This is a genomic window from Mesorhizobium sp. M1C.F.Ca.ET.210.01.1.1 (genome assembly GCF_004791585.1).
In the GTDB taxonomy this organism is placed as follows: domain Bacteria; phylum Pseudomonadota; class Alphaproteobacteria; order Rhizobiales; family Rhizobiaceae; genus Mesorhizobium.
In genome coordinates, this window is record NZ_SRUU01000008.1 from 163,322 (window position 1) to 185,351 (window position 22,030).

Genomic DNA, 22,030 nt, shown 5'->3' on the forward strand with positions numbered 1-22,030 from the left:
ATCGAGCCTGAAAAACTGGAGTTGGGGCATGGGATTGGCGAATTGGGGACGACCGAGTCAGAGGGACCGGTCGATGGCGAAGGGAATGGCCGCTTTGCTGGCCGGCGCGGCGGCAATCGCGCTCAGCATGCCGACGGCCAAAGCGCAACAGGCCACTCAGCCGGCGGCAGACCAGCAAACGGATCAAACGAAGAATACTGACGAGAAACCTGCAAGCGACTCGACGCTGCTCGACAAGATCCTGGTCATCAGCCGCAACGGCGAGACGGCGATCCAGTCGCTGGCCTCGGCCAGCCATGTCGACAAGGAGCAGCTTGAGCGCCGTATGGCGACGACGCCGAACGAGATGCTGCTCGGCGTGCCCGGCGTCACCGTGCAGGCCGACGCGCGGCGTGTCAGCTCCAGCATCAACATCCGCGGCCTGCAGGACTTCGGCCGCGTCGCGGTGATCGTCGATGGCGCCAGGCAGGATTTCCAGCGTTCCGACCACGGCACGCAATCGACCTTCTACGTCGATCCCGAACTTATCAAGTCCGTCGACGTGATCCGCGGCCCGGTCGCCAACACCTACGGCTCCGGCGCCATCGGCGGCGTTGTCTTCTTCGACACCAAGGATGCCGAGGATTTCCTCAAGCCCGAGGAAAGCTGGGCCGACTCCCTCACCGGACGCTATGAAAGCAACGGCAAGGGCTGGACCACCAGCGCCAGCGGCGCCTACCGCTTCAACGAGAACTGGGACGCGCTGGGCAACATCGTCTACCGCGACTACGGCGACTACAAGAACGGCGACGGCGACACCGTAGCCGGCACCGGCTTCGATGTGCTGAGCGGCCTGCTCAAGACCACCATCCGTCCAAGCGAAAACAGCGAATTGAAGCTCGGCTGGGTCGGCTCTAGCGACGGATGGACGGAGACGAGCGGCAGCGTGCCCGCCAACGATGTCGACCTCAAGTCGAACACCTTCACTGCCCGCTACAACATCACCGACGACGCCAAGACCTGGCTCGACCTCCACATCAACGCCTCCTACAACAAGACAGTTCTCGATCTGACGACGCTTGTTCCGCAGAAGCGCTTCGATCCGATCACAGGTCTGCCCGTCGTACTGCCGGCCGGCTCGCTGTCGACCTTCGACGTCGGCACGACCGGCATCGATATCTGGAACACCTCGCGCTTCGAGACAGCCGGCATTGCGCATGAGCTGACTTACGGCGGCGACTGGGTCGGCGACGACGTCGAGACGGGCGGCACGGCCGGCGGCGACAGCTTCTATACGCCGTCAGGCAAGCGCAACGTGTCGGGCGCCTACGTCCAGGACAAGCTGACCTGGGAATGGCTCGAGGTCATCACCGGCCTGCGCTACGACAGCTACAGCCTGAAGGACTCCGACCATAAGACATCCGGCGACCGGCTGTCGCCGCGCATCACCGTCGGCGTCTCGCCCTTCGAAAGCACCGGGATCGCGGGCCTGCAGTTCTATGGCACTTATGCCGAAGGCTACAGGTCGCCGTCGCTGACGGAGATGCTGATCAGCGGCAACCATCCGGCCGGCGTCACCTTCCCGTTCCTGCCCAACCCCAATCTCAAGCCTGAAACCGGCAAGACCGTCGAGTTCGGCGTCAACTACAGGCAGAACGATATTATAGAAGCCGGCGACGCGCTGCGGCTCAAGGCTGCCTACTTCAACAATAATGTCGAAGACTATATCGACGGCGTCACGCTCTCGGCCTTCGACCCGACCAGCGGCTGCCCGTTCGGCCCGGGCATCCCGATCTGCTTCCAGTACCAGAACTTCGCCAAGGCCAAGATCAACGGCTTCGAACTGGAAAGCGTCTATGACGCAGGCTGGGGCTATGCCGGCCTCTCGGCCGCCATCATCAACGGCCACACCATCTCCTATGAAGGCGAGCGGGCCGACCTCGCCACCATCCCCTCCTCCCAGGTGACAGCGCAGCTTGGCTTCCACTTCCTCGACGACAAGCTGACCGTCGGCGGCGAAGTGCAATATAACGGCAAGCCCAAGGGCAATCCGCTGGCCAAGGACTATACGCTGGTCAACGCCTTCGCCAGCTACCAGGCAATCGACAATCTCAAGGTCGACTTCCGCGCCGACAATCTGTTCGACGTTAAATACGCCAACCCGCTCAACGGCAGCACGACCGCGGTCCTCTACGAACCCGGCGTCACGCTGAAACTGGCGGCAACCATGCGCTTTGGAGGCTGACCCGAGATGCCGCGTTCGACGACATTGCTTCGTCTCTTGACCTCGGCGCTGGCGATGTCGCTTGGCCCCGCGCCGGCGTGGGCCCAGTCCGCGCCGGCGCCGGCCCCAATGCAGGCCCAAGTCCAGACATTGAGCCTCGAGCTCAACGCCGCGCAGCCCTCAGACAAGGGCTGCCGGCTGACTTTCGTCGTCAACAACGCGCTCGGCGCCGACCTCTCGAAGGCAGCTTTCGAAATCGCGCTGTTCAACGAGGCCGGCGTCGTCGACCGCCTCACCGTGCTCGACTTCAAGGACCTGCCCGCCGGCAAGACGAAAGCGACGCGCTTCGACCTGGCCGGCGCCGACTGCGACAAGCTCAGCCGCGTGCTGATCAACAGCGCGACGGAATGCGCTGGAACCGGCATCGAGCCTGCGATCTGCATGCGCGGGCTGAAGACCTCGACCAAAACCGGCATCGCTTTCGGAGTCTGAACAACCGATGGGGATCGAGCCGGCATTGGCGTGCGGCGCCGTCGCTTTGCCCTCGGCCGGCATCGACTTCGCACCGCTCAGGGCAACCGATCTTGATTTGACAACTCCGGACCGGTCGCGGCAGCTTCCACGCCGCGCCATGCAGGACACCATTTCCGATACCAGCAGCGAGTTGACAGCGGCCCCGGGCGAGCCGCTGGCACAAACACGCGCGCCGGAAAGCAGCCTCAAATGGCTTGCTGCGATGGGCGTGTCGGGCTCGCTCCATGCCGCATTGGCGGCCGCCTTCTTGATTGCGCCTGCAGCAATATTGGACTTCCAGGACGCCATGAACGCGGAAGGCGCCGATCAAGTGGGTGCCAGCGTCGTTGGTAGCGCCACGGATGGGCAGTTGCCGGGTTCGGTCAATGTTTCGCTGGTGCCCCGGCAACCGGCCAAACCTCAACCGCCTGGACTTCCAATCAACGCCTCTCAGCCACAAGAGGCGACGGCGCGCGTTCCTCAGCCAGTGACGGAGCCCGTCAAACAGCCGGATGCGGCGCCTGAAATATTGATCGCCGGAACGCCGCGCGACGATCTTCATAACGCCGCCCCGAAGGATCGTCCGCCTGCGCCTCCTATCACTCAACCGCAAAGCGCCGAACCTGAGCCGACCTTCACAGGTCAGCCGCCCATACCAACGGCAAGGCCGAGCGCATCCGAAGGATCCGGCGCGACAAACAGCACGGCCGATGCCCGCGGCAGCGCCGACGGAGAAGAAATCAACGCGTCGATCGCCAGCAAGGGCAAGGCGAAGACCGCAAACGGCGACGCGGCGAGATCGCGCTACAGTGGCGAGGTCGCCAGCAAGCTGGCGAAGGCCAATCGTCTTGTATCAAAATCGGCGCAAGCCAAAGCGCTCAACAATGCCACGGTCAGCTTCGTGGTGCTGGCGAATGGCAGCGTCACGGACCTGCAGCTCGCCAAAAGTTCAGGCTCTCCCGAACTCGATCAGTTCGCGTTGAACCTGGTGCGCCAACAGGCGCCCTTCCCTCCCATTCCGCCGGAGATCGGAATTTCGAGCTGGCGGTTCAGGGCCCCGATCGGTCCATACTGACGGCTTCAAATCATCCGAGAGATAGTGCCAAGGATTAGCCAATGTACATCGCCATGAACCGCTTCAAGGTCCAGAACGGCTCGGAGGAAGCCTTCGAGGATGTCTGGAAGAACCGCGATTCTAGCCTCTCCGACATGAAAGGTTTCAAGGAATTCCACCTGTTGCGCGGCCCGGTGAACGAGACCGAAGGCTACACGCTGTTTGCCTCGCACACCGTCTGGGCAAGCCAGGAGGATTTCGTTGCCTGGACGAAGTCGGAGAATTTCCGCGCCGCCCACCGCAACGCGGGTGGCTCGAAAGGGCACTATCTCGGCCACCCGCAGTTCGAAGGGTTTTCGGTCGTCGAGGGGGCCTGAGCGTCGCCGGCCGTGGGCCGGTGACGCTCAGGCTGATCGGTTGTCCTGGCCGTTCAGCTGTCCTGGAACTGGTTTTGTTCGGTGAAAATGATCGTGCGGTCGGTTACGCCCTGATAGGCCACCTGATAGGCATTGGATGAGGTGGCGGTATCGATCACCTGGCCTTGGACGAACGAGCCGGCGATGATGTAGTAAGTCGGCTTCGGCGTGAACTGGTAAAGCAGGTTGGGCAATGCCTGCACGACGATGGTCGGCTTGGCATTCATGGCGATGCCGACATTGACGCTCACGGACTGGCTCGCTTGAACGACCGCCGTTGGGATCTTGTCATCGGACTGCACGCTGATCAGACCTGCCTTGCCGTTCGTCGGCCCGGCGGGAAAAGCCGGCGCGCCATAGGGAAATGGTCCGAGATAGGTGATGCCGATCGCGTTCTGGGTGTTGATCATCACATCGGCATTGGATGCCGTGGTAAACCGCCTTGGATTGATGGTCGTTCCCTGATCCTGGATGTAGCCGGTGTTGACCTGATAGTTGATTTCCCAGGAAAAGACCGACTGGCTGGGATTGCTGACGCTGCCGGGCGCTGCCCCGCCGAGCATCCACGCCAGTGATACCGGATTGACGGACGGGCCGACAATGTCGGGAATCGTCTGGAAAAGAGCAAACTGCTGGAATTTGCTGTTCTGGTTCAGGACAGTCAGTGAGTAGGGCTGCCCGGCTTCAACCTTGGCATTGACCATATCTCCCATCAAGAATCTCATGCTGATAGCTCCTCGTGTTTGGTTGACCGCCGTGTCGCCAGGTGCCTACGGGCCTCTCCGGTCACTTCGGGTGCGATCGGCCGCGATTTGAGACTGGCAACCGCGGTTTGCACCACAGCAAGGTATTTTAAGTTATATTCTTCGGCTGTACCCTAGGTGACACCAAATAGACTTTTGCAATACTAAAATGGTCCCGTATATCGTAACGATCTAAAGTTAGATCATCTCAACCGAAGCCGGGCCATACATGTCGTATCGCACGAAAAACGAGGTTCGGATTGCGGGACTGCTGGCGGCCAGTATCTTCGGCGATCTGGACCACAGCCGGCTGGTGGAGATCGCGCAGGCTGCCCACGAATATCGCTATGAGCCGGGTCAGTTGATCTTTCAGCCGGGCGATCCGTGCAACCAGCTGTCGATCATCGCATCGGGAAGCGTCAACGTATCCTTCAATTCGGAAGACGGCAAAGAAGTGATCGTCGCCGAATTGGGGGTCGGTGACACGATCGGCGAGACGGAGCTGCTTTCGAACTCTCGACGGCTGACCAATTGCGTGGCCACGCGCAAAACACATCTCCTGGCGCTCGACAAGCCGACCTTCGAAGGCCTGTTGCCAAATGCCGCCTTCACCAGGGGGTTGCTGGAAACCATTTGCCGGCGCCTGCAGCAGTCGCTGCTGTTCGCCGAGGGCCTGTCAATCCACTCGCTGGAGACCAGGCTTGCCCGCTTGCTGCTCTCCATGAGCGAGACCCATGGCCGGCGTGTCGGCGACGGCGTGATCATCGACCGCGCAATATCGCAAACCCTCATCGGCCAGATGATCAATGCCAGCCGGCCCAGGATCAACATCCAGCTGCAATCCTGGAAGCATGACAATCTGATCCGGCTCAGCCGCAACCGCATCACCATCCTGGACGAGGGGGCGATCCGCAGCATTTCGCGATCGCCCCTGGCCGAGAGATAGACCCGCTGCCGCATCGGCAGGAGCTCAGGATCCCATCACTTGCAGCCGCCCTTCACAAAGGCGATCATCGCCTCGGTAGTATCCGTGAAGGCAGGTCCCGTCATCGCCAGGGTCTTGCCCTGCATGATCTGCGCGGAGACCACGCTGACGATACTGTTGTCAGGCACAAACCATGCTCCGCCGCTGGCTCCGGTGCCGAATTCGGTCGGCGCCGCCAGATAGCTGCCGCCGACCTGCGCCAGCTTGGTCGAATCCTGTTTATACATGTAGTTCCCATCGCCGAAATTACCGGGATAGCCCATCATCTTGACTGCAGTGAACGTGCCGTCCTTGCTGAGCACGAATTTTCCGGCGTCTGAACTTGCCGTGGTGCGAAGCGCGGCATAGTCAAGCGCGCTTTTCTCGGCGCTCGGCGGGTTGGGGCTGATCGGGATCCAGTCCGTCAGTACCGCCGCCTGGTCGACGACGAACCTCGCCCCCTCGCCGTCCTCATAGGCACGGTAGAACACCACGTTCACCGCGTGCTTGTCGCCGCGCCACATGCTGTGCGCGGCCGCCAAAAGAACGTTGTCCTCCGCCACGAATTGGGCGCTGGCTGTGTAGTCGACGCCGTCGCGCGTGTAGAACAGCTTGCCGCCATATTTGTAGGGCGTCTGCGTTACGTCGACGCGCGTCGCCGCCAGCTTGCCCGGCTCGGGCGCGGTTATCGCCCCACCGTCGTTTTCGGGCACAGCCCTTTCACGCCGCTCCTTGGTCCAATAGTCCCCACCGGATTCATTTGCGGCCAGCAGCGCTTTGTTGGGTTGCCAGCAAGCAAAATCAGACGCTTCGGCGCCGCTGCAGAAAATCAGCCCGCCAAGCACCGCCAGCGAAGCAGATACGATTGACTTTGGTACCATGTCACAATCTCCTCGTCATTGCCTTGGACCGGAATGCCGCCGGCATGATCTGGCGGCGCAAAACCGGCTGGTGCCGGACCACCCGGCACCTGGCAAAGACTGGATGAGATCAAGAAACGCTGCAGTTCCGCAGGCTACAACGCGGCGGATTTGTGGCGTGTCGGCTCTGCCTCACCGAGCCGACACTTGCCAGTTCCTTATCCGCGACGAGCGTGGCTAGACTAAGCCGCTGCCAGCAGGCTGGCATTGCCGCCGGCCGCCGTCGTGTCGACGCAGACGGCGCGCTCATGCGCATAGTCCGCCGGGTTGAGCACTTCGCTGACCAGCGGCACGATCGGTCCGGCGCGTTCGGCAATCACCTTGCGCACGATGCGCGCCGCCTCCGGCGTGCCGGAGAAAGCGACGACATCGACCCGCAGCGATCGCGCCTCGACCGGGTCCGGCCGGCCATCGATCGCAGCCAGCGGCAGGCCCTTGCCGGTCAGCGCCGAGAGTGCTGCCGGCGCGCCTGGCGCCACCGCCAGCACCGCATTGCCGGCGGCCAAGGCCTGGATCGTCTGCGCCAGCAGCGTGTCGGCGTCCGGTCCGAGGCAGAGCACCCGTCCGCGCGGCGCCAGCGACAATGTGTTGGCCTCGCCTGTCGGGCCTGGCAGGTCGACCTGGCCGAAATCGAGGCTCGCCGCCGCCGCGATCGCCGCCGCGCCCTTGCCGCGCAGATGCTTTCTCAGGATCGCCACCCGATCCGGTCGCGTCGACCAGCCGCCCAGCGTCGGGTCGGGCAGGTTGTCGGCGAGCTCGGTCGCCGTCACCTTGTGGCCTTCGCCAACTTCCGTGCCGGCCTCCGGCCCCTTGCGGAAGCGGCGCAGATAATGCGGCCCACCGGCCTTCGGCCCGGTGCCCGACAGCCCTTCGCCGCCGAAGGGCTGCGAGCCGACAACGGCGCCGATCTGGTTGCGGTTGACATAGATGTTGCCGGCATGGATGCCGTCGACGAAATGCTGGACGCGGCCCTCGATGCGGGTGTGCAGGCCGAAGGTCAGGCCGTAGCCCTTGCGGTTGATGGCGGCGATCACCGTATCGATATCGTCGGCGTCGAAGGCCGCGACATGCAGCACCGGGCCGAACACCTCGCGCTCCATCTCCTCGATGCCTTTGACCCGGAAGACGTGCGGCGCGACGAAGCGGCCGCTTTTCGGTGCCTCGAGCTTGGCGATCAGCCGGCCTTCCAGCCCCTTCTTCGCACAATAGTCGCTGATCGAGCCTTGCGCCTCGTCGTCGATGACCGGGCCGACATCGGTCGAGATCAGCCAGGGATCGCCGACATTGAGCGCTTCCATCGCGCCCTTCAGCATTTCCAGCATCTTCTTCTCGACGTCCTTCTGGACGTAGAGCACGCGCAGCGCCGAGCAGCGCTGGCCGGCACTCTGGAAAGCGGATGCGAGGATATCGCGCACCGCCTGCTCAGGCAGCGCGGTGGAATCGACGATCATGGCGTTGAGCCCGCCGGTCTCGGCGATCAGCATGGCATCGGGCGCCGCAGTCTCGGCGAGCTGCTTCTCGATCAGCTTGGCGACCTCGGTCGAGCCGGTGAAGCAGACGCCGGCAATCCGCGGGTCCGCGGTAAGCGGCGCGCCGACCGAGGGGCCGTCGCCCGGCAGAAGCTGGATGACATCCTCAGGCACGCCCGCCTCGCGCAGCATTTCGACAGCACGGAAGGCGATCAGCGGCGTCTGCTCGGCCGGCTTGGCGATCACCGAATTGCCGGTGACAAGCGCGGCAGCGACCTGGCCGGTGAAGATCGCCAGCGGGAAATTCCAGGGCGAAATGCAGACGATTGCGCCGCGTGCCTGCGTGCCCACTTCGGCATTCGCCGCCTCGGCAGCGTAGTAGCGTAGGAAGTCGACTGCCTCGCGCACCTCGGCGACGCCGTCGGCCAGCGACTTGCCGGCTTCGCGGGTGGCCAAGGCGAAGAACTCGGCCGCATTGGCCTCGTAAAGATCGGCGGCGCGATTGAGGATCGCGGCGCGCTCGGCAACCGGCCGTTTTGCCCAGGCGGGCTGGGCGTCGACGGCAATGCGCACGGCGGTCGCGACCTGCTTGGCGGCCGCTTCATGCACCGAGCCTACGACTTCGTCAGGCTTTGCCGGATTGACGATCTGGCGCTGCTTGCCGTAGCCGGCGGCGCGCGTGATCGGCTTGGCATGCCAGCGGTCCGCTCCGGCAAATTCCGCCCTTGCCTTGTCGATGGCTGCGAGTGTCACCGAATCGGTGATGTCGAACCCCTTGGAATTTCGCCGGTTGGCGCCAAAGATCTCGGCAGGACGCGCGATTGCCGGGTTGGCGGCGGGGCCTTGGTTTTCCACCGTCTTCACCGGATCGCGGGCGATCTCCTCCGGCTCGACCTCCTCGTCGGTCAACTGATGGACGAAGGAGGAGTTGGCGCCGTTTTCCAACAGGCGCCGCACCAGATAGGCGAGCAGGTCGGAATGCGCGCCGACCGGCGCGTAGATGCGGCAGCGCGTGCCTTCAGACCTGCGCACCGTCTCGTGCAGGGATTCGCCCATGCCGTGCAGGCGCTGAAACTCGAACGAATCGCGGTCCTTCGCCATCGACAGGATCGCCGCCACCGTGTGCGCGTTGTGGGTGGCGAATTGCGGATAGATGCGGTCGGTCATCGACAGCAGTTTTCGCGCGCAGGCAAGGTACGAGACGTCGGTGTTGGTCTTGCGGGTGAATACCGGGTAGCCGGGCAACCCAAGCGTCTGCGCCCGTTTGATCTCGGTGTCCCAATAGGCGCCCTTCACCAGCCGCACCATGATCTTGCGGTCGTATTTTCTCGCCAGTGAATGGAGCCAGTCGATGACGAAGGCCGCGCGCGGGCCATAGGCCTGGACGACGACGCCAAAACCGTCCCAGCCGGCGAGTTCCGGTTCGGCCAGCACGCGCTCGATGACGTCCAGCGAGAGATCGAGCCTGTCGGCCTCCTCGGCATCGATGTTTAGGCCCATGCGCGAATGCCGCGCCGCGAGCGCCAGTGCCAGAAGCCGCTCGGCCATCACCGGCAGCATCTTTTCCTTCTGCGCAACCTCGTAGCGCGGATGAAGCGCGGAAAGCTTGACCGAGATACCGTGGTTATAACGGATGTCGGGACCGTTCGAACCGGAATCGAGCGAGGAGATCGCATCCGCATAGGCCTTGTGGTAGCGCAGCGCATCGGCCTCGGTGCGAGCCGCCTCGCCCAGCATGTCGAAGGAATAGAGATAACCCTTTTGGGTCATCGGCCGGCCGCGCTTGACGGCTTCGGCGATGGTGCGGCCAAGCACGAACTGCTCGCCCATCTCGCGCATCGCCGCAGCCACCGCCTTGCGGATGACTGGCTCGCCGAGCCGGCGCACCATGGCGCGCAGCGTGCCTTCGATGCCGCCCTCGCCTTCGTCGAGCACGCGGCCGGTCAGCATCAGCGCCCAGGTCGAGGCATTGACGAAAATGGAACTCGAGCTGCCCGAATGCGCCGACCAGTCGTGCGGCGCGATCTTGTCGGCGATGAGATCGTCCATCGTCTCGGCGTCGGGCACGCGCAGCAGTGCCTCGGCCAGGCACATGAGCGCCACGCCTTCCTTGGTCGACAGGCCGTAGGCGGAGAGAAACACCTCCATCAACCGGGGATCGGTCGAGCCGCGCACCGCGCGCACCAGATCGGCGGCGCGGGCCGAGATCGCCTTGCGCTCCTCTGTCGAAAGCCCGGCGGCGGCGGACAGGCGCTTCATCGCCTCATCTTCGTCGGGCAGGTAGTTGGCACGGATCTGCTGGCGGATGGCATCGAGCGGCATGTCGGGTCCATGAAAGCGAGCGTTAGGGAACGGTCTGGCGGCCACCCGACCGATCGGTGCAAACTAGCACAGTTGCGAGTAACGGTCGGTCCAAAGAAATCGACAAGGCAGTCCATTTGAACTATGATACAGGGAAAATTCCGACCATTTTGACCGCCATTTCTATGACCGAAGACCAATTGGACCGCATTGACCGCAACATCCTGTCCGCGCTCGGGCGCGACGGCAGGCTTTCCATGTCTGAACTGGCTTTGAAGGTCGGCCTGTCGAAGACGCCGGTGCAGGCGCGCGTGAAGCGACTGGAGAAGGACGGCTACATAAGGGGCTATCGCGCCATCATCGACCGCGAGCGCATGGGCGAAGGCCATGTCGCCTTCGTTCAGGTGAAGCTTTCGGATACACGCTCAGCGGCGTTGGACGCTTTCAATCGTGCCGTTCAGAGCGTGCCGGAAATCGAGCAATGCCATATGATGGCGTCGAGTTTCGACTATCTTTTGAAAGTCCGCACCACCGACATCGCTGCCTATCGCCGCGTGCTAGGCGAGCGCATCTCGGCCCTCCCCCATGTCGCCCAGACCTCGACCTTCGTGGCGATGGAGACGGTGAAAGACCGCTAATCCGACAACGTCTTCAGAAATGCCACCAGCGCCGCGCGCTCGCGGTCTGACAGATCGAGCGGGTGGACTTCGGAGACGCCCTCGACGGCCGCCGCCGCTTTCGAATAATGCGCCAAGACCTCGTCGAGCGAAGCAAATTGGCCGGCATGCATGTAAGGCGCGCGCGTGGCTGCTCCCCTGAGTGATGGCGTCTTGTAGGCGCGTACCAGTTGCTGTCCGTCCTTCACCATGAAGCGCAGTTCGCGGCAGGCGCCGGCGTCGCCGTCACGGAACTTGCCGAAGCAGTTGAACGGATCGGCCTGGACCTGAGTCACCGCGTCGGCCCGGCCGCGATCCGGCGGGAGATCCTTCACCGGCGGCACGCCGGTGTTGTGGAAAGAACTGTCGGTGAAGCGCGGCCCATTGTGGCAGGTCACGCAGTTGGCCTTGCTGATGAACAGTTTCAGCCCAAGAATCTCTTCCGCCGAGAACGCCGCGTCACCCTCAGGCTTGGCGCCGGTCGCGAGATCGATGGCGAAGCGGTCGAAGCGCGTCTGCGCAGGCTCGATCGACCGTTCGAAGGCGGCGATCGCCTTGCCGATATTGGCAAAGACGCGGTTGACGTCCTCTTGCTCGCCGGCTGGCATGGCCTTCCATGCCGTCTTTTCCGCCTCGGTGCCAAGCGGGCTGGCATTGGCCGGCACAGCAGAGAGATCGGGCAGCGGGCCGAAGATGCGTTCATAGCGCTCGCCGAACCGGTTCTTGATGTAGTGCGCGAAGGCGGCGCGGTTGCCGGCCTGCTCGAGCGGATTTTCGAGCGGCGTCAGCGCTTGCGCCCAAAGACTGTCGCGACGCCCGTCCCAGAAGAACCAAGGATCGCGCGCCACGCCCGCCAGAGGCATGGTGCGCCGGTTGGTACGACCGACGCCGACGGCTTGCGGCAGGTCGTCCTGGAACTGGCGGTCGATCTTGTGGCAGGTCGAGCAGGACACGGTGCCGTCGCGGCTCATGCCGACATCGAAGAACAGCGTCGATCCGAGTGCCGCCGCGGCCGGCACGTCGGCATACTGGTTCGTGGTGTCGGCTTTGAGCGCCGGCAGCATGTTCAGCGCCAGCGAAGCAATGGTCTTCTTCTCGGCGTCGCTGAACTCAGGCTCGCCGCAGCCGCCAAGCAGAGCGAGCACGGCCAGAACGGCGAGACTTGCGACACTGGCCAAGCGCCTCACCAGCCCCTCACAAGACGATGTTGAAGACGACGGAATCGGACCCCGCCGCCGCCGAGATGGCGAAGCGCAACTGCCACCAGCCGCTCATGGTGAATTTGACGCCGTCGATGCGGTAGCGCCCCTCGCCCAGATAGTCGGTTGCCTGCGGGCTGGTCGGCAGGCCGTGATTGTGCTGCGGCATGCCGCCGGAAACGGTGATCGCCGCACCCTCCACCGGAGCGCCGGCGGCGGTTTTCAGCGTCAGCAGCCAGGACTGCAGCTCGCCTTGCCGGATGACGCCGCGCTCCGGCTCGAAACTCGCCACGAACAGGCCGCTCGCCGTCTTCTTCGAGCGCGCCGTATCGGGACCTGGCGCCGAGTGCGGCGCCGTCAGGTAGACGACTGCCAGGATGCCCACCAGCAGGGCAGCCAGACCGAGACCCGCAAGAATGTAACGCCATATCGATGCCAAACCGGTTCCTCTTCGGCTGATAACGTCATGGGCTGCGTGCCGCATCCCGACCCGCCTGTGGGAAATCGCTTCTGGCGCAAAATTCGGCCTTAGCCAAGCATGGCGCTGCCGGCCGCAAAAAGCTACAGCAACAAACTCTTAGGAGGAAAGCACCGCATGGCTGCCAACGGTATCGCTTCGATCGGCGAATGCATGCTCGAACTGTCGGGTCAGAGCGGCCCAAACTGGCGCATGGGCTTTGCCGGCGACACCTTCAACACGCTATGGGCGCTGCATGCGCTGAGCCCGGAGCGGCCGGCGATCTATGTCTCCGCCTTCGGCGACGATCCCTTTTCGCGCGATCAGATCGACTTCTTTGCTCAAAACGGCATCGGCATCGGCAACAGCCCGATCATAGCCGGCGCCAGGCCCGGCCTTTATGCCATCACGCTCACCGGAGCCGAGCGCGCCTTCACCTACTGGCGAAGCGACGCAGCAGCGCGCCAGCTCGCTTCCGACCCGGCGGCGCTGGCGAAAAGCCTTGAGAACCAGGCGCTTGTCTATTTTTCCGGAATCACCCTGGCAATTCTGGAGGGTCCCGCCCGCAAGACCTTGCTCGAGGCGGTCGCGAAAGCCCGCGCGGCAGGGTCGCTGGTTGCCTTCGATCCGAACTACCGTCCCCGGCTCTGGCCGAGCCGCGAGACGGCGCAGGCTGCGATCCTGGAGGCGCTCGCCGTCACCGACATCGCCCTGCCGACCTTTCCCGATGAGCAGATGCTGTTCGGCGACGCGACGCCGGAAGCGACCGCGGAGCGACTTGGAAAGCTGGTTGGCGAGGTCGTCGTCAAGAATGGCGAGCAGCCGGCGTTGATTGCCGCGAGCGGTGCCCAGCAAACCGTTGGGGCCGTCCATGTCGCCGCGCCGGTCGACACCACAGGCGCTGGCGATTCTTTCAACGGCGGCTATCTTGCCGCCCGCATCGCCGGCCATGCGCCTGCCGATGCGGCTCGGCGCGCACATCGCGTCGCCGCCGCAGTGGTCCAGGTTCGCGGCGCGCTAGCGCCATTCGAGACGCTACGGGGGGCATTCGACATCTAGATCAGGCGCCCTTGCCAAGCCATTGATCGGCGCTACGGCAACCGGAATCTGTACTCCGTCACCTGATGGTAGATCTGGCCCGGCCACAGCGTGGCTTGCGGGAAATAAGGCCGGTTCGGCGCGTCCGGCCAGGCCTGCGCTTCGAGGCAGAAACCGGAGAACGGCTTGTAGCGGCGGCCGTCCAGCCCGGGCGACGACGGCGCTACATACTGGCCGATATAGAGCTGCAAGCCGGGCTCCGTCGTCCAGACTTCCATCTCGACGCCCGAATTGGCGCCTTGCACCCAGGCCGCCTGGTGAAGCGGTCCGCGGCTGGAGGCGAGGCAGAAATTCACATCGTAGGGAAGCTGCTCGCCTTCCGTCTCCATGCGCAGCGGCCGTGCCTGTCGGAAGTCATAAGGCGTGCCGTCGACCGGCTTCACCACGCCAGTCGGGATCATCTCGCCATCGACGGGTGTGTATGCGCCGGCATTGAGCATCAGCCGGTGGTCGAGGATGTCGCCGGCGCCGCCATCGTCGAGATTGAAGTAGGAGTGCTGCGCCAAGTTGCACAGCGTCGGCTCCTCGCAGGTCGCGGTCAGTTCCATGCTGAGCGTGCCGGGGATCTTCAGCCGGTAGGTGCAGGTGACGTCGAGTGCGCCTGGAAAGCCCATCGTGCCGTCGGGATCGTGCAGCGTCAGCGTCACGAAATCGCGGCCATGCAGCGAGACCGTCCACGGACGGTGGAAATAACCTTCCGAGCCGCCATGCAGCGTGTGCTTGCCAAGGAAATTGGGTTCCGTCTGGTAACGCTTGCCGGCGATGGTGAAGCGACCATTGCCGATACGGTTGGCGAAGCGGCCGACGACGGCGCCGAAAAAGGCGCGATCGGTCTCATAGGGTTCGAACCGCTCGTAGCCCAGCACCAGCGGCGCGTCGTGGCCGGTGAGCCGCAGGTCCTGGACGATCGCGCCGAGCCCGATGATGTTGGCGGTGAGGCCGCCGCCACGGATGGTGAAACGGCGAACCGGCTCGCCCGCCTGCGTCGTGCCGAAGACCTCGCCGTCCTTCATCGCCATGCCCAAAACCGTCAGTTCATTGATCCGTGGATTTAGGCCGGCTGCGCCTCGTCCGGCAAGGGCAGGCGAGGCGCCTGCCCTGCTCCATGGAAACAGTCAGAGGCCGAGGCCGCCGATGCAGACATATTTGGTGTCGAGATAGTCCTCGATGCCCTGGTGTCCGCCTTCCTTGCCGAGGCCGGATTCCTTGACGCCGCCGAACGGCGCCTCGGGCGTGGTGATCAGGCCTTCATTGACGCCGACCATGCCATACTTCAGCCCTTCCATCACGCGGAAGGCGCGGCCGAGATCGCCGGTATAGAAATAGCAGGCGAGGCCGAACTCGGTGTCGTTGGCCAAAGCGATCGCTTCTTCCTCGGTCTCGAATTTGAACACGGGGGCGACCGGCCCGAAAATCTCTTCCTTCATGAAGCGCATATTCGGCGTCGCATTGGAGATGACGGTCGGCTGGAAGAACGAGCCGCCAAGCGCATGGCGCTTGCCGCCCGCGACGACCTTGCCGCCCTTCGACGCCGCATCGGCGATCAGTTCCTCGACCTTCTCGACCGCCTTCTCGTCGATCAGCGGCCCCTGCTGCACGCCTTCTTCCAGGCCGGAACCCACCTTGAGGTTGTTGCTGGCGGCCGCGAGCTTCTCGACGAACTTGTCATAGACGCCCGCCTGGACGAGGAAGCGGTTGGTGCAGACGCAGGTCTGGCCGGAATTGCGGTACTTCGCTGTAATGGCGCCGGTGACGGCGCGGTCGATGTCGGCATCGTCGAAGACCAGGAACGGCGCGTTGCCGCCGAGCTCCATCGACACTTTCTTGACGGTCACCGACGACTTCTGGATCAGGATCTTGCCGACCTCGGTCGAGCCGGTGAAGGTGATCTTCTTGACCAGCGGATTGGCGCAGATCTCGTCGCCGATCTCGCCGGCCGAGCCGGTCAGGATGTTGATGACGCCCTTGGGGAAGCCCACCTCCTCGGCAAGCGCGCCCCAGGCGAGGCCGGAGTAAGGCGTCTGCGAAGCCGGCTTGACCACGGCGGTGCAGCCTGCGGCCAGCGCCGGCCCGAGCTTGCGCGCGAGCATCGAGGACGGAAAATTCCACGGCGTGATGGCGGCGATGACGCCGACCGGCTCCTTGGTCACCAGGATGCGGCGGTCGCCCCAGGGCGACGGCACGATATCGCCATAGGTGCGGCGGCCTTCCTCGGCGAACCACAGTATGTAGCTCGCTGCCGAGCCGATCTCGCCCTTGGATTCGAACAGCGACTTGCCCTGCTCGATGGTCAGCAGCTCGGCCAGCACATCCTGATTGTCCATCATCGCGTCGTGCAGCTTGCGCAAGAGCTTCGAGCGCTCGAGCGCGGTGGTCTTGCGCCAGCTCTTGAAGGCTTCCTCGGCGGCTTCGATGGCGCGGCGGGTCTCGGTCTTGCCGGCCTTCGGCACGGTGCCGATTTTGAGGCCCGTTGCGGGATTGTTGACGTCGACGGTCTGGCCGCTGTCGGCCTGCACCCATTCGCCGTTGATGAGATTGGCCTGGCGCATGAAATGGCTGGTTTTCTGAAGCATGGTTTGGCCTCCGTTCGGCGCGCTGATCGGCCGTTTTTCTGGATGTTCGATGGCGTGCATGGCCGCACGCTGGCGCATTGCTCTTACCTAGCGAAAGCCCGGCAAGCAATCACAAGATGGCATATAGGGGTTGGGCCAGCAAAGGCGAGAGTCGCGGAGGCTGACGGCCTCTAACCAAATACGTGCAGAACCACCGTCAGCCAGAAGGACGTGGTGAGTACCGCGCTCGCCGTCGCGATCGTCATCTGGTTCGACGCCAACGCCTGGCCGGTGTTGAACTGGACGGCGATGAGATAGGAATTGATGCCGGAAGGCAGCGCGGCAACCACCACCGCCACCTTTGCCGTCAGCGGCGGCAGGCCGAGCAGCCAGACCAAGAGCAGAACAAGCGCCGGCATCAGGAAGAGCTTGAGCACCGACAGCGCGAGCGCCGGCCGGACATTGCCGGATATGCCGAAACGGCGCAGGCTCAGCCCCATGGCAAACAGCGCCACCGGTCCGGCGGTGGCGGCCAGGGCGTCGACAAGCCTTTCGATTAGGTCCGGCAGCGGCGTGCCGGCAATGCGCCACGCAAGCCCCGTCAGGATGCCGATGATCAGCGGATTGACGAACAGCCGCCTGAGAAAATTCTGGACGACGCGCAGCGGATGCATCGGCTCGCCGCCGCTACGGCCGAACATCTCGAACAGCACGATCGAGGCCATCATCATGATCGGCAGGTGAACCGAGACCAGCAGCGACAGCACCTCGAAGCCGTTCTGGCCGAATATGCCGAGGATGAACGGCGCGCCGAGCAGCACCACATTGGAATAGGCCGACGACACGCCGCCGACGATGCCGGCGCGGGCGTCACGGCCGAAGATGCGCGTCATGACCAGATGGCCGCAAGCCCACGTAAAGGCGACCGCGCAGAAATAGGCGCCCCACAGCGACCAAGGGGCCACGCCATGGAAATCCGACTTCACCATGGTCTGGAAGAGCAGCAGCGGCATCGCCACGTTGACGGCGAATTCGGATATGCCCTCGCCGCTCGCCGGTTTCAGATAGCCGGTGAACCCGGCGAGATAGCCGAGCGCGACGAGACTGAAGACGAAGAGGACGGTTTCGATAAGCGGAGACATTTTTCCCGTGATAGGCGAGCCCCGACTGTCGTGCAATCGGCCAACGGAACCGCTTGCCGCCTACCCGGCGGTCCTCAGCTTGTCTTTCGGCACGCTTTGCGATCCCTATATGCCAAACGTGGCCCGGGCCTCTCCGGCCGCCATAGGGACTTCTGATGCTGCGACTTGCCCTGGCGCTTTTCCTGCTTGCCGTTTCGACCCTCGCCCACGCGACCGACGCGGGTTGGGCGCTGCTGCGCGATGGCGGCCGTGTGGTGCTGCTTCGCCACGCCTTCGTCACCGGGGCGACCGATCCGGCGAATTTCGACATCGCCAATTGCGCCACTCAGCTCAACCTTTCGGAGCGCGGCAAGCAGCAGTCAAGCCGCATCGGCGCCCTCTTCGCGGCGCGCGCGGCGCCGATCGAGCGCGTGCTGTCCAGCCGCTACTGCCGCTGCCTCGACACCGCCCGCATCGCCTTCGAGGCCGAACCGGAACCGTTCGCGCCGCTCGATCTGCTCAAGACCGATCCCAATCAGAAGGCCGCTCAGATGGCGGCCGTCCTGAAGGAGATCCGGAACTATTCCGGTTCCGACAATTTGGTGCTGGTCACGCATCTGGAAAACATCGTGGCCCTCACCGGCGTCGCACCCCGGGAGGGCGAGGCGGTGGTCGTGGCGCCGGATGGCGACGGCCTCAAGGTGCTCGGCCGCGTCACCTTCTGACGGCGTCGGTCTGAACGGCCCAGTGCTGTGGCTGAAATGCCACAGCCGGAAGAAGCCGCAAGTCCGCCGCAACAATGCCGCTTGCGACAACCCGTCGCAGGGTCTATAGGCGCGCTCCCGGTCACGAAAACCGAAGCGAGCACAACGGTTGGAGCTTTCGTCTCCGCCCGCGCAGACGGCTTTGCCGCACTGTGTACGGCGCCGTTTCGGAGTGTTGGGACTTGCGGGTGTAGCTCATGGAGAGCGCCGGATTTGGCTCCGGAGGCAGGGTTCGATTCCCACACCCACCACACGGATAGCTCAGTTGGGTAGAGCATCAGACTGTTAATCTGACGGCCGAAGGTTCGAATCCTTCTCCATTTGGCCTGATAAGCCAAGGCACCCTTTTACGGTGTTATCCAAAAACGGTCCGGGGACCGGAATGCGAGAACTTCACGGACGGCAGGGCTTCGACCTCGCCGGCGCGCGATGTCCTGCGCCATCGGCTCGCGGCCAGGCCCGCGGTGATGATCAAGGCGCGGCAATGCCGGCAAGGGAGGCTTAGGCCTCCGGCACCCGCGTCGCCGCCCCGCGATCCGCTCCCGAAGGCCCGCCGCTTGGCGATGCCACCGGTCTCCGGATCATTCGTGCCGGGAGATGAAACGAGAAACGAAAGGACGATCGACGCATGACGTGACGCCTCGCATGGGGCCATGCCCGACAGGAGTGAAGACAATGAGGACCATTCTCGAAAAGCTTCTTGGACGCCAGCGCGTCCTCGTGAAGGAAAATGAGCGTGCCGTCGCCCTCTACAAGGGCGAGATCCAGGCTGTCCTGATGCCGGGCGAGCATTGGCTCGCCAACCGGCGCGGCAACCTGGAAATCTCCAGGCACGACCTGAAGAACCCGGAATTCGTTTCGGCTTACGAGAAGGCGTTGTTCGACAAGCTCCCGGATGTGGCTGCGCGTCACTTCACCGTCGTTCGCACCGGGCGCACCGACGTTGCCGTCATCGAGCGCGATGGCGCGCTCCATGCCGTTCTCACTCCGGACCGCAAGCTCGTGCTGTGGACGGATGCCGGCCCCTGGAAGGTGACGTCTGTCGACACGGCGGCCGATCTCGCCGTCGATCCGGCATTGATGCGCCGGATCGGCCAGGCCCGGAAGACGGAACACGTGTTCCTGCATCCGGTCGTGGACGGCCAGGTCGGGCTGCTGTTCGTGGACGGCGTCTACACCCGCACGCTTGCGGCGGGCGTGCACGCCTTCTGGAATGTCGGACGCATGGTCCAGGTGAAGGTCGTCGACCTCAAGCGCCAGTCGCTCGATGTCGCCGGGCAGGAAGTGCTGACCAGGGATCGCGTGACGATCCGCGTCAACATCGCCGCCGAATACCGGATCGTCGATCCGGTGACGGCGGTGAGCACGGTGAAGGACTTCTCGGAAGCCCTCTACCGCGCCCTGCAGTATGCCTTCCGCAAGACGCTTGGCGCCCTCACCCTCGACCAGATCCTCGACAAGAAGGTGACGGTCGATGAGGACGCGGCGGCCAAGGTGCGTGCCGACATGGCCGCGATCGGCGTCGAGGTCAGCGATATCGCGCTCAAGGATGTCATCCTGCCGGGCGATATGCGCGAGATCCTCAACCAGGTGGTTTCGGCCGAGAAGCAGGCCGAGGCTAACGTCATCCGTCGCCGCGAGGAGACGAACGCCACGCGTTCGCTGCTCAACACGGCCAGGGTGATGGCCGAGAACCCGGTGATGCTGCGGCTGAAGGAGCTCGAGGCTCTTGAGGCCATCGCCGGCAAGGTCGAGCGCCTGACCGTCCACAACGGAACGGGCGGGCTGCTCAACGACCTGGTCAAGCTTCGCGAAGGCTGATGCATGTCGCCCAAAAGTGGTTCCGGTTTTGGAACAAACGACATGCATCGAAACAAAGGCTGACATGCGTCAAATGGGAAGGGCCGCCGAGCCAACCGGCGGCCCTTCTTGCGTTTCGAAAGCCAGCATCCCATCTGCACCGGGCTTATCAGGCCTTTTCCTACCCGGAAAAACCGATTAGACAGCGCCCAAACAAGATGCGGACAGATTCCGCCCGCAACCGAAGGAAGAGCCCTTGTCCACCACATTCGAGAAAGTCGCCAAGATCATTGCCGACACCAGCGAGATCGATATCGACACCATCACGCCCGAAAGCCACACCATCGACGATCTCGGCATCGACAGCCTCGATTTCCTCGACATCGTCTTTGCCATCGACAAGGAATTCGGCATCAAGGTGCCGCTGGAGAAATGGACGCAGGAGGTCAATGACGGCAAGGCCTCGACCGACGACTACTTCGTCATGAAGAACCTGTGCGCCAAGATCGACGCGCTGGTCGCGGCCAAGGCGGCCTGAGACTGTTCGGGCGCGGCCTTGACGCGCCCTGCCTGCTGACCCAGAACAGCCGCCCATGAGTTCCCACGACGTCGTCATCACCGGCATCGGCCTTGTCTCTTCACTGGGAGAGGGTCCGGATGCGCATTGGCAGAAGCTGACCAGGCTCGGCGTTGAGCCGGTGCTCGATGCGACCCGCTTCGCTCCTTACACCATCCACCCCCTGCCCGAGATCGACTGGAACCTGCAGATCGCCAAGCGTGGCGACCAGCGCCAGATGGAAACCTGGCAGCGGCTTGGCACCTATGTTGCCGGCCTTGCGCTGGACGATGCCGGTATCAAGGGCAATGACGAGCTCTGCGCGACCATGGACATGGTGGTGGCCGCCGGCGGCGGCGAGCGCGACGAGGCCGTCGACAGCGCGATCCTCGCCGCCTCGGAAAGCCGCAACGACCGCGACGTGCTGCTCAACGAGAAGCTGACCACGGAATTGCGGCCGACGCTGTTCCTGGCCCAGCTTTCCAACCTGCTCGCCGGCAACATCTCGATCGTGCACAAGGTCACCGGCTCGTCCCGCACCTTCATGGGCGAGGAGGGCGCCGGCGTATCCGCCGTCGAGACCGCGGCCGCGCGCATCCGCTCCGGCCAGTCGACGCATGTGCTGGTCGGCGGTGCGTTCCAGACCGAGCATTCCGACATGCTGCTCGGCTACGAGCTTGCCGGCTACCTGCATCGCGGGCCCTGGAAGCCGGTCTGGCAGCGTCAAGGCAGCGAAGGCGGCGGCGTGGTGACCGGCTCCGGCGGCGCCTTCCTGGTGCTGGAGCAGCGCGAGCATGCGCAGAGCCGCGGGCGCAAGGTCTACGCCGAACTTGGCCCGGTGATTTCCGGCCGTGCCAGGCGCCGGCGCGGCGAGTTGGATGCCGAGATCGCCATGCTGCTGAAGCAGGCGGCGCTGCCCGCCGGTGAATTGCTGACGATTTCCGGGGCCTCCGGCGCGCATGCCGCCACGGCGGCCGAAAAGGCGGCGCTCGACGCAAATCCGGCGCTTGCCGTGCGCGCCTTCTCGACGCTGACCGGCCACATGAAGGAAGCGCAGTTTCCGTTCGCCGTTGCGCTGGCGGCCCTCGCCGTCGACCGAAAGGCCGGCTACCCCGCTTTCGATGCAACGGTGGAGCGGCAATTCGAGGGCGCCGCCGAGACCGTCCTTGCAACCGCAATCGGCTATCACCAATTCGAAGGCCTTGGGCTTATCAAAGCCGCTTAGAGCGAAGGCAGACAACAAA

Annotated in this window: 19 protein-coding genes and 2 tRNA genes; 13 read left to right on the plus strand and 8 right to left on the minus strand. The window is 64.0% G+C overall.

All coding sequences use genetic code 11. The features are described from left to right. Nucleotides 1–85: 85 nt before the first annotated feature. The 4 genes from EN853_RS11785 to EN853_RS11800 are packed head-to-tail and all read left to right on the plus strand — an operon-like array spanning nt 86 to nt 4,147. Complete coding sequence (locus EN853_RS11785; RefSeq protein ID WP_245516933.1) at nt 86–2,224, plus strand: TonB-dependent hemoglobin/transferrin/lactoferrin family receptor; 2,139 nt, start codon at nt 86–88, stop codon at nt 2,222–2,224. A 6-nt stretch (nt 2,225–2,230) separates the two neighbouring features. Beyond that, nucleotides 2,231–2,695: a hypothetical protein gene (locus tag EN853_RS11790; RefSeq protein ID WP_127859857.1), complete on the plus strand. Its 465-nt coding sequence runs from the start codon at nt 2,231–2,233 to the stop codon at nt 2,693–2,695. A gap of 7 nt (nt 2,696–2,702) precedes the next feature. Continuing rightward, nucleotides 2,703–3,791, plus strand: coding sequence for an energy transducer TonB (locus EN853_RS11795; protein ID WP_245516935.1), 1,089 nt, complete (start codon nt 2,703–2,705; stop codon nt 3,789–3,791). A gap of 41 nt (nt 3,792–3,832) precedes the next feature. Beyond that, nucleotides 3,833–4,147, plus strand: a complete 315-nt coding sequence (locus EN853_RS11800) for an antibiotic biosynthesis monooxygenase (RefSeq protein WP_127859856.1) — start codon at nt 3,833–3,835, stop codon at nt 4,145–4,147. 53 nt (nt 4,148–4,200) lie between these two features. On the opposite strand, the gene EN853_RS11805 is transcribed toward EN853_RS11800, so the two are convergent. After that, complete coding sequence (locus tag EN853_RS11805; protein WP_127859855.1) at nt 4,201–4,911, minus strand: hypothetical protein; 711 nt, start codon at nt 4,909–4,911, stop codon at nt 4,201–4,203. 247 nt (nt 4,912–5,158) lie between these two features. Between EN853_RS11805 and EN853_RS11810 the strand changes: the two genes are divergently transcribed. Beyond that, nucleotides 5,159–5,875: a Crp/Fnr family transcriptional regulator gene (locus tag EN853_RS11810; protein ID WP_127859854.1), complete on the plus strand. Its 717-nt coding sequence runs from the start codon at nt 5,159–5,161 to the stop codon at nt 5,873–5,875. 35 nt (nt 5,876–5,910) lie between these two features. On the opposite strand, the gene EN853_RS11815 is transcribed toward EN853_RS11810, so the two are convergent. Together EN853_RS11815 and putA are read right to left on the minus strand one after the other, a co-directional pair. Next, on the minus strand, nt 5,911–6,738 hold the full coding sequence (locus EN853_RS11815) for a hypothetical protein (RefSeq protein ID WP_127859853.1): 828 nt from the start codon (nt 6,736–6,738) through the stop codon (nt 5,911–5,913). 257 nt (nt 6,739–6,995) lie between these two features. Further along, entirely contained in the window at nt 6,996–10,604 is a 3,609-nt protein-coding gene (gene putA / locus EN853_RS11820; RefSeq protein WP_127859852.1) for a bifunctional proline dehydrogenase/L-glutamate gamma-semialdehyde dehydrogenase PutA, read from the minus strand. 164 nt (nt 10,605–10,768) lie between these two features. Between putA and EN853_RS11825 the strand changes: the two genes are divergently transcribed. Next, nucleotides 10,769–11,221 carry an Lrp/AsnC ligand binding domain-containing protein gene (locus EN853_RS11825; protein ID WP_127859989.1) on the plus strand — a complete coding sequence of 151 codons (453 nt, stop codon included), beginning with the start codon at nt 10,769–10,771 and terminating at the stop codon, nt 11,219–11,221. Here the strand turns inward: EN853_RS11825 and EN853_RS11830 are convergent. Beyond that, the gene (locus EN853_RS11830) at nt 11,218–12,426 is read right to left on the minus strand and encodes a cytochrome c peroxidase (protein WP_127859851.1); all 1,209 of its coding nucleotides are present in this window, start codon (nt 12,424–12,426) and stop codon (nt 11,218–11,220) included. The genes EN853_RS11825 and EN853_RS11830 overlap by 4 nt on opposite strands. A 7-nt stretch (nt 12,427–12,433) precedes the next feature. Next, complete coding sequence (locus EN853_RS11835; RefSeq protein ID WP_127859850.1) at nt 12,434–12,877, minus strand: FixH family protein; 444 nt, start codon at nt 12,875–12,877, stop codon at nt 12,434–12,436. A 156-nt stretch (nt 12,878–13,033) separates the two neighbouring features. Here EN853_RS11835 and EN853_RS11840 point away from each other — a divergent pair, with 156 nt between their 5' ends. Beyond that, a complete protein-coding gene (locus EN853_RS11840; protein ID WP_127859849.1) occupies nt 13,034–13,954 on the plus strand; it encodes a sugar kinase in 921 nt (306 codons plus the stop codon). 32 nt (nt 13,955–13,986) lie between these two features. On the opposite strand, the gene EN853_RS11845 is transcribed toward EN853_RS11840, so the two are convergent. The 3 genes from EN853_RS11845 to EN853_RS11855 form a co-directional block, all read right to left on the minus strand. After that, nucleotides 13,987–15,012: an aldose epimerase family protein gene (locus EN853_RS11845; RefSeq protein ID WP_127859848.1), complete on the minus strand. Its 1,026-nt coding sequence runs from the start codon at nt 15,010–15,012 to the stop codon at nt 13,987–13,989. Nucleotides 15,013–15,108: 96 nt separating this feature from the next. Then, entirely contained in the window at nt 15,109–16,566 is a 1,458-nt protein-coding gene (locus EN853_RS11850; protein WP_127859847.1) for an NAD-dependent succinate-semialdehyde dehydrogenase, read from the minus strand. Nucleotides 16,567–16,736: 170 nt separating this feature from the next. Then, complete coding sequence (locus EN853_RS11855) at nt 16,737–17,687, minus strand: AEC family transporter (protein WP_127859846.1); 951 nt, start codon at nt 17,685–17,687, stop codon at nt 16,737–16,739. Nucleotides 17,688–17,842: 155 nt separating this feature from the next. Between EN853_RS11855 and EN853_RS11860 the strand changes: the two genes are divergently transcribed. The 6 genes from EN853_RS11860 to EN853_RS11885 all read left to right on the plus strand — a co-directional run bounded on the left by EN853_RS11860 (nt 17,843) and on the right by EN853_RS11885 (nt 22,011). Next, nucleotides 17,843–18,391: a histidine phosphatase family protein gene (locus EN853_RS11860; protein ID WP_127859845.1), complete on the plus strand. Its 549-nt coding sequence runs from the start codon at nt 17,843–17,845 to the stop codon at nt 18,389–18,391. Nucleotides 18,392–18,616: 225 nt separating this feature from the next. Further along, a tRNA-OTHER gene (locus tag EN853_RS11865) sits at nt 18,617–18,681 on the plus strand. A 3-nt stretch (nt 18,682–18,684) separates the two neighbouring features. Beyond that, nucleotides 18,685–18,750, plus strand: a tRNA-Asn gene (locus EN853_RS11870). A gap of 355 nt (nt 18,751–19,105) precedes the next feature. Beyond that, nucleotides 19,106–20,251: a slipin family protein gene (locus EN853_RS11875; protein WP_127859844.1), complete on the plus strand. Its 1,146-nt coding sequence runs from the start codon at nt 19,106–19,108 to the stop codon at nt 20,249–20,251. A gap of 235 nt (nt 20,252–20,486) precedes the next feature. Then, nucleotides 20,487–20,768 (plus strand): acyl carrier protein, encoded by a 282-nt coding sequence (locus tag EN853_RS11880; RefSeq protein ID WP_027167184.1) that lies wholly within the window; start codon nt 20,487–20,489, stop codon nt 20,766–20,768. Between the two features lie 55 nt (nt 20,769–20,823). Next, nucleotides 20,824–22,011, plus strand: a complete 1,188-nt coding sequence (locus tag EN853_RS11885; RefSeq protein ID WP_127859843.1) for a beta-ketoacyl-ACP synthase — start codon at nt 20,824–20,826, stop codon at nt 22,009–22,011. Nucleotides 22,012–22,030: the final 19 nt, after the last annotated feature.

Excerpts from the sequence above, each read along its gene's own strand:
- EN853_RS11785 (WP_245516933.1), top strand. The coding sequence starts at position 86 with ATGGCCGCTTTGCTGGCCGGCGCGGCGGCAATCGCGCTCAGCATGCCG.
- EN853_RS11790 (WP_127859857.1), top strand. The coding sequence starts at position 2,231 with ATGCCGCGTTCGACGACATTGCTTCGTCTCTTGACCTCGGCGCTGGCG.
- EN853_RS11795 (WP_245516935.1), top strand. The coding sequence starts at position 2,703 with ATGGGGATCGAGCCGGCATTGGCGTGCGGCGCCGTCGCTTTGCCCTCG.
- EN853_RS11800 (WP_127859856.1), top strand. The coding sequence starts at position 3,833 with ATGTACATCGCCATGAACCGCTTCAAGGTCCAGAACGGCTCGGAGGAA.
- EN853_RS11805 (WP_127859855.1), bottom strand. The coding sequence starts at position 4,911 with ATGAGATTCTTGATGGGAGATATGGTCAATGCCAAGGTTGAAGCCGGG.
- EN853_RS11810 (WP_127859854.1), top strand. The coding sequence starts at position 5,159 with ATGTCGTATCGCACGAAAAACGAGGTTCGGATTGCGGGACTGCTGGCG.
- putA (WP_127859852.1), bottom strand. The coding sequence starts at position 10,604 with ATGCCGCTCGATGCCATCCGCCAGCAGATCCGTGCCAACTACCTGCCC.
- EN853_RS11825 (WP_127859989.1), top strand. The coding sequence starts at position 10,769 with ATGACCGAAGACCAATTGGACCGCATTGACCGCAACATCCTGTCCGCG.
- EN853_RS11840 (WP_127859849.1), top strand. The coding sequence starts at position 13,034 with ATGGCTGCCAACGGTATCGCTTCGATCGGCGAATGCATGCTCGAACTG.
- EN853_RS11845 (WP_127859848.1), bottom strand. The coding sequence starts at position 15,012 with ATGGCGATGAAGGACGGCGAGGTCTTCGGCACGACGCAGGCGGGCGAG.
- EN853_RS11850 (WP_127859847.1), bottom strand. The coding sequence starts at position 16,566 with ATGCTTCAGAAAACCAGCCATTTCATGCGCCAGGCCAATCTCATCAAC.
- EN853_RS11855 (WP_127859846.1), bottom strand. The coding sequence starts at position 17,687 with ATGTCTCCGCTTATCGAAACCGTCCTCTTCGTCTTCAGTCTCGTCGCG.
- EN853_RS11860 (WP_127859845.1), top strand. The coding sequence starts at position 17,843 with ATGCTGCGACTTGCCCTGGCGCTTTTCCTGCTTGCCGTTTCGACCCTC.
- EN853_RS11875 (WP_127859844.1), top strand. The coding sequence starts at position 19,106 with ATGAGGACCATTCTCGAAAAGCTTCTTGGACGCCAGCGCGTCCTCGTG.
- EN853_RS11885 (WP_127859843.1), top strand. The coding sequence starts at position 20,824 with ATGAGTTCCCACGACGTCGTCATCACCGGCATCGGCCTTGTCTCTTCA.